A 5,248-nucleotide genomic window follows, 5' to 3' on the forward strand; every position below is an offset into this window, starting at 1 on the left:
GAAGTCGCCGGCCAGCAGGTGCGGGCCGGGGAGTGTGGTCAAGGCGCCCCAGGCGGAATCCAGCTGTCGGTGCGCGGTCTCGGCGCGGGTGGCCAGGTGGGTGACGCCCACGTTGAGCACACCGACGCCGGGCAGCACGTCCTCCGGCAGCTCCACTCGACCGACCAGCAGGTTGCGGGCGGTGGCGGTGAATAGTCGGTAGGAGCGTGGGTCGATGGGGCTGCCGCGGCGCAGGAGCGTGGCCGGACCGCGGCCCAGCCGCATCACCCTCCAGGCGGTGATGGGATACCGGCTCAACAGCGCGTTCCCGAAGCCGACCGGGCCCTGACCGAACACGGCACGGGCGGGGCCGAGCACGTCGTCGGCGGGCCGGGCCAGTGCCGAGTGCAGTGGACGGCGGCGCAGGCCGGTGACCGGGCCCGCCCAGCCGGCGGCGAAGCGGCGGTGGCACCACCCGAGCAGCTCGGCCAGGACTGCCGCCTGGTCCAGCCGCCCGGAGCGGGCCTGACCTAGGTCGACCTCCTGCAACGCGACCACGTCGGGGGCGAGCTCGGTGATCTGCTCCGCCAAGGCCGTCAGCACGGCGCGGGCGGTGGCGGGGTCGCGGATGTCGGCACCGGCCAGCGAGCCCGACGCGGCTGTTCCGTCCCCCGCGCCGGCACCGGGCAGACAGTGCTGAAGGTTCAGGGTGAGCACGCGCAGCACGTTGGGCCTCCTACTGGACGCTACCGGCATCTGGCCGCGGCGCGGATGCTCACTGAGTCGGGCTACGCCTCGGTGGAGTCCACGTCGGGCTCGAAGCTCAGGCTAACGGAGTTCATGCAGTAGCGCTGGCCGGTAGGAGTGCTGGGGGCGTCGTCGAAGACGTGCCCGAGGTGGCTGTTGCAGGCCGCGCAGCGCACCTCGGTGCGCACCATGCCGTGAGAGGTGTCCGTGGACAGCACCACGGCGTCGGTGCGGGACGGATCGTAGAAGGAGGGCCACCCGCAGTGGGAGTCGAACTTGGTAGTGGAGCGGAACAACTCGGCGCCGCAGGCCCGACAGCTGTAGATGCCCTCGCGGTGCTCGTCAAGCAGCTCCCCGGTATAGGGGCGCTCGGTGCCTGCCTCGCGCAGCACGTGGTACTCCAACGGGCTGAGCACGGCCCGCCACTCGGCGTCGGTGCGAGCGATGACGGTGGGGTCAAGGCGCGGAGCGGAGCTAATGCCTTCAGCTGTCATGGCCCCATACTGGCCCCGCGGCAAGGGGCCGACAACCCCGCATCGGCGTGGATAGTCTCACCTGAAAAAACGCCTGGACCGGGAATACCAGCGACGCTCCACCGCCCGGCCACAACGGCTCGCGCGCGCGAGCTTCAGTCGTCGTCGGCATCCGTGCTGGACTTGCCCATGCCCAGCTTTCCCAGCTTGCCCGGCTTGTCTGATACGGACTCGGCGGCGTCGGCATAGGCCTGCTGCTCCTGGGTAGAGATGACACCGGTCGCTTCACCGGTGTCCACCGGGCGGGCGGGCACGCCGGAACCGTCGGCGAAGGCACCGGACTGCGCCGCGTCGCGGGCGAGGATGCGGCGGCGCCGCACCTTGTCCCGGCGGGCGCGGCGGAGCTTCGCCCGTCCCTTGGCGACCGCGCGCAGGCGTGCGGCCTCGATCGGGTCGTCAGCGAGCGGCCGCTGCACGGACGTGGCCTCCTCTACCGGCTCGACGCCGTCGGCGCTCGGCTTCTGCAGGGTGACGAGCTCCTCGGCCAGGCGAGCCACCTTCTCCGGCGTAGGGTCGTGGGCGACGTCCACGTTGTCCACCTCCACGCGGGTGCGCGGCAGGGCGTAGGGCGCCTCGCGCTGCAACCAGGCAACCAGCTCCTCGCGCAGCTGGCACTGGAGGGCGAACACGTCGGCGTTATTCGCTCCAGATACGGCCACCCGCACGGTTACGGTGCCCGCGGAGGTATCGGTGACGTCCACGGAGGCGACCCGTCCGTCCCACACGGACGAGCCGGACAGGATCCGCTCCACCTCGGCGCGCAGGGCCGCGACCGGTGCGCGCCAGTCCAGGTCGAGGGTGAAGGTGCCGGTTAGCTGGTTGCCGCGGCGCGACCAGTTGGCGAAGGGGTTCTGCGTGAAGTAGGTGGAGGGGAAGATGAGCCTGCGCCCGTCCCACACGCGCACCACCACGTAGGTCAGGGTGATCTCCTCGATGAAGCCCTGCTCGTCGTTTACCACGACGACGTCGTCGACGCGGATGGCGTCGGTGGTGGCCAACTGGATTCCCGCGAAGAGGTTGCCCAGGGTGGACTGAGCGGCAAGGCCGGCGACCACCGACACGAGTCCGGCTGAGGCCAGCAGCGAGGCCATCGCCACGCGCGCCGACGGGAAGGTCATCGCCACCCCGACTAGTCCGCAGACGACGATGATGACCTCGGCTACGCGCCGCAGCACCTGTGCCTGCGTGGTGATGCGCTTGGTGCGGTCGACGTCGCCGTGGGAGCGCACCCCGATCACAACGGAGGACTCCACCGCCTTGGCCACGCCCACCACCACCCAGGTGGCGGACAGGATGATGCCGATGAGCAGCGCATGCAGCACGAACTGCGCCCAGTCCGGCTGGGAGAGGTCGAAGAAGGCAACCTGCCCGCCGATGAAAGCGCCGGCGAGGGCCGCCATCGCGTACATCGGGGTGCGGCAGAAGCGAATGAGCTCCGCGTACATCACCCGGCGGCGGCCCATGGTGCGCAGGACGACGACGAGGATGAACACCAGCGCGATACCCATGAGCGCCCCGAGGCCGACCCGCCAGGCCAGGGAGAACACGTCCGCAGTGGCCTCCACCACCGCCTCGGCGGCGTCGGCGGCGCCCTCAGTGGCCGAGGATGTCGCGGAATCCGTTGGGGTGTCGGCACTCACGGCGGCGTCAAGGGCCGTGAGTGCGCGAAGCGATGCGGCTGCTGCCGCGGGTGCGAAGGCCATGTGCCTAAGACTAGGACCCGGCGCTGTGCCCGAGCTGTGCAGGTGCGGGACACGGTCGTCATTCACATCACTGCGGTTCCGGTCATTCGGACGATGGCCGCACCACCGTCAACCGGTGACCAACGGTAGCCCCGTATCCGAAAAACAGGGGCTGCCCCAAGCACGCCACATACACCACTGGACGTACTACGTCTGTCGTAGTACGTTGAACGTATGAACCGTCGCACCCCGGCCCCGACCCCCAGGGCCAGAGCACCCCGCGGAAGGTCGTCATGATTAGCGCCGACGCCATCCGCGGCTACATCGACCTGATCGCCCTCACGCTGCTACGCGACCGCCCCTCCTACGCCTACGAACTCGCCAAGACCATCGCCGAGGTGGCGCAGGGGCAGTACACGATCAAGCAGACCACGCTGTACTCGGCCCTCAAGCGCCTGGAGTCGGCAGGGCTGGTCAACTCCTTCGCAGACACCAGCGAATCGGGCAAGCCCCGCACCTACTACCGGCTCACCGAGGCCGGGAACACCCACCTGACGGGCAAGCTCGCCGAGTGGGAGGACACCAAGGCCCTCATCGACCGCTTCGCGCAGCGCACTCACAACCCAGATACGTCGACGTCGCCCTGACCGCACAATCAACGCCCCAGACAGAGGCCACACCAGACAACCCGCCCGCAGCCGCCCAGCCAGACCCCAGACAGATCCCAGACAGACAAGGAACCCTGATGGACACCATCGACACCTTCCTCGAGGCCATGTTCGCCCCCTACCCGGCCACCCCGCGCCTGCTGGAGGCCAAGCGCGAGCTCCACGCCATGATGGAGGACGCCTACGCAGACGCCGTCGCCTCCGGGAAGTCGCACAACGAGGCGGTCGGCTCGGTAATCACTGACTTCGGAAACCTGGAGGAGCTGGCACCCGCGCTCGGCATCCTTCCCGACATTCGCGGCACCGGCGACGCATCGGCAGCGGGGGCCGCCGACGCGCCCGCCGCGACTCTCACCATGCCCGATACGACACCGTCGGAGTACCCCGTCATTACGCTACCGGAGGCCCAGGCGCCCGCCGAGGCGCGGCGCAGCACAGGCACCCTGCTCGGCAATGGCGTGGCCCTTTGCGTGCTGGCGGCGGTACCGCTGTTCGGATGCGCATCCCTATCCCAGGGCAAGGACGGCCTGGGGCTCATCCCCTTGAACGAGCACCAGGCTTCAACGCTCGGACTCGTTCTGACGCTCGTCGTAGTGGCACTGGCGGTGTCCGTGCTGATACGCCGCCACCGGGCCTTCACCGGCCTCACCCACCTGACGGACGGCAAGTTCACGCGCAGTCCGATGGTGTCATCATGGACCGCGCGACTGCGACTGGAGCACGAGGGAGTGCGATCGCGTGCACTGAGCATCGCCGTGGCCCTGTGGATCATGGCTCCAATCCCCACCGTAGGGGCAGGCATCCTATTCCAGGAGTCAGCCGACCGCTCCGGACCACCGCTGGGTCTGGTCCTCACGCTGTTCATGGTCGCGGCCGGGCTACGCATTTTCCTGCCGACCACCTGGGCCTCCATGACGCACACGACCGTCACCCAGGAGGGCCGCCCAGCCGACGCCACGCCCACCTGGCGCAACCCCGAGGAGAACCCGTTCATTGAGGCGATCGCCGGCCCGTACTGGATCGGGTGCATAGCCATCTACCTAGCCTGGTCCTTCATCGGCTCCAGCTGGGACATCAGCTGGATGATCTGGCCGATTGCGGGCGCTCTGTTCGGTGCGATTGCTGCCGGTGAGGCCGGCCTGCGCTCCTGGCGCTCCCGCTAACAAACCGCGTACCGCAGCGTCCCCGTATCACCGGTATCGGTAGAAGCTGTTTCGTTGAGGGTAGCCTGGCGCGTGTGCGCACCGCGAGTTCGAGGCGGAACGCCTCATGCTCGTTAATCAACACGCAGGGTCACCGGACCGAAGGACTCCGACTGCGTGCGAGCGCTCCGGTGTCCACCGATTCCCTGGGCAGCGCTCGAGTTCGCGGCGTGACACGGTTTTCTCACCATTCCCCGAGCGGGACACCGTGGCCGAGTTGTACGTTTCAATGGCAGCGCTCGCGAGATCAGGCACGATCCTTGGTACGCTGCGGCAGGAACAGCGAGCTGTCTTCCCGGTCTCCACGACCGGGCTCCATTGAGGCACCACCGTGCCATCAGACAGCGTCGTCGTCTGCTGCTGTCTTCCCGGTCTCCACGACCGGGCTCCATTGAGGCCCGGCCTCCCGGCTGGCAAGAGGAATCGTCTGACACGTC

At 68.7% G+C, this 5,248-nt stretch carries 5 protein-coding genes; 2 read left to right on the plus strand and 3 right to left on the minus strand.

Features of this window, described 5'->3' with window-relative positions; translation table 11 throughout:
* The 3 genes from GZ997_RS11560 to GZ997_RS11570 all read right to left on the minus strand — a co-directional run.
* Positions 1 to 705 (minus strand): endonuclease/exonuclease/phosphatase family protein (locus tag GZ997_RS11560; protein WP_162679993.1); only part of this gene is annotated, 705 nt, incomplete at its 3' end.
* A gap of 62 nt (positions 706 to 767) precedes the next feature.
* A complete protein-coding gene (msrB, locus tag GZ997_RS11565) occupies positions 768 to 1,220 on the minus strand; it encodes a peptide-methionine (R)-S-oxide reductase MsrB (RefSeq protein ID WP_161923414.1) in 453 nt (150 codons plus the stop codon).
* A gap of 134 nt (positions 1,221 to 1,354) precedes the next feature.
* Positions 1,355 to 2,962, minus strand: coding sequence for a mechanosensitive ion channel domain-containing protein (locus tag GZ997_RS11570; RefSeq protein ID WP_162679994.1), 1,608 nt, complete (start codon positions 2,960 to 2,962; stop codon positions 1,355 to 1,357).
* A gap of 272 nt (positions 2,963 to 3,234) precedes the next feature.
* Between GZ997_RS11570 and GZ997_RS11575 the strand changes: the two genes are divergently transcribed.
* Both GZ997_RS11575 and GZ997_RS11580 read left to right on the plus strand, forming a co-directional pair.
* Positions 3,235 to 3,588 (plus strand): PadR family transcriptional regulator, encoded by a 354-nt coding sequence (locus GZ997_RS11575; RefSeq protein ID WP_162679995.1) that lies wholly within the window; start codon positions 3,235 to 3,237, stop codon positions 3,586 to 3,588.
* Positions 3,589 to 3,686: 98 nt separating this feature from the next.
* Entirely contained in the window at positions 3,687 to 4,772 is a 1,086-nt protein-coding gene (locus tag GZ997_RS11580) for a permease prefix domain 1-containing protein (RefSeq protein ID WP_162679996.1), read from the plus strand.
* Positions 4,773 to 5,248: the final 476 nt, after the last annotated feature.

The organism is Actinomyces sp. 565 (assembly GCF_010365615.1).
Lineage (GTDB): Bacteria > Actinomycetota > Actinomycetes > Actinomycetales > Actinomycetaceae > Actinomyces.

Bases quoted from the DNA above. Each gene is read 5' to 3' on its own strand.
- msrB (WP_161923414.1), bottom strand. From the start codon at position 1,220: ATGACAGCTGAAGGCATTAGCTCCGCTCCGCGCCTTGACCCCACCGTC.
- GZ997_RS11570 (WP_162679994.1), bottom strand. From the start codon at position 2,962: ATGGCCTTCGCACCCGCGGCAGCAGCCGCATCGCTTCGCGCACTCACG.
- GZ997_RS11575 (WP_162679995.1), top strand. From the start codon at position 3,235: ATGATTAGCGCCGACGCCATCCGCGGCTACATCGACCTGATCGCCCTC.
- GZ997_RS11580 (WP_162679996.1), top strand. From the start codon at position 3,687: ATGGACACCATCGACACCTTCCTCGAGGCCATGTTCGCCCCCTACCCG.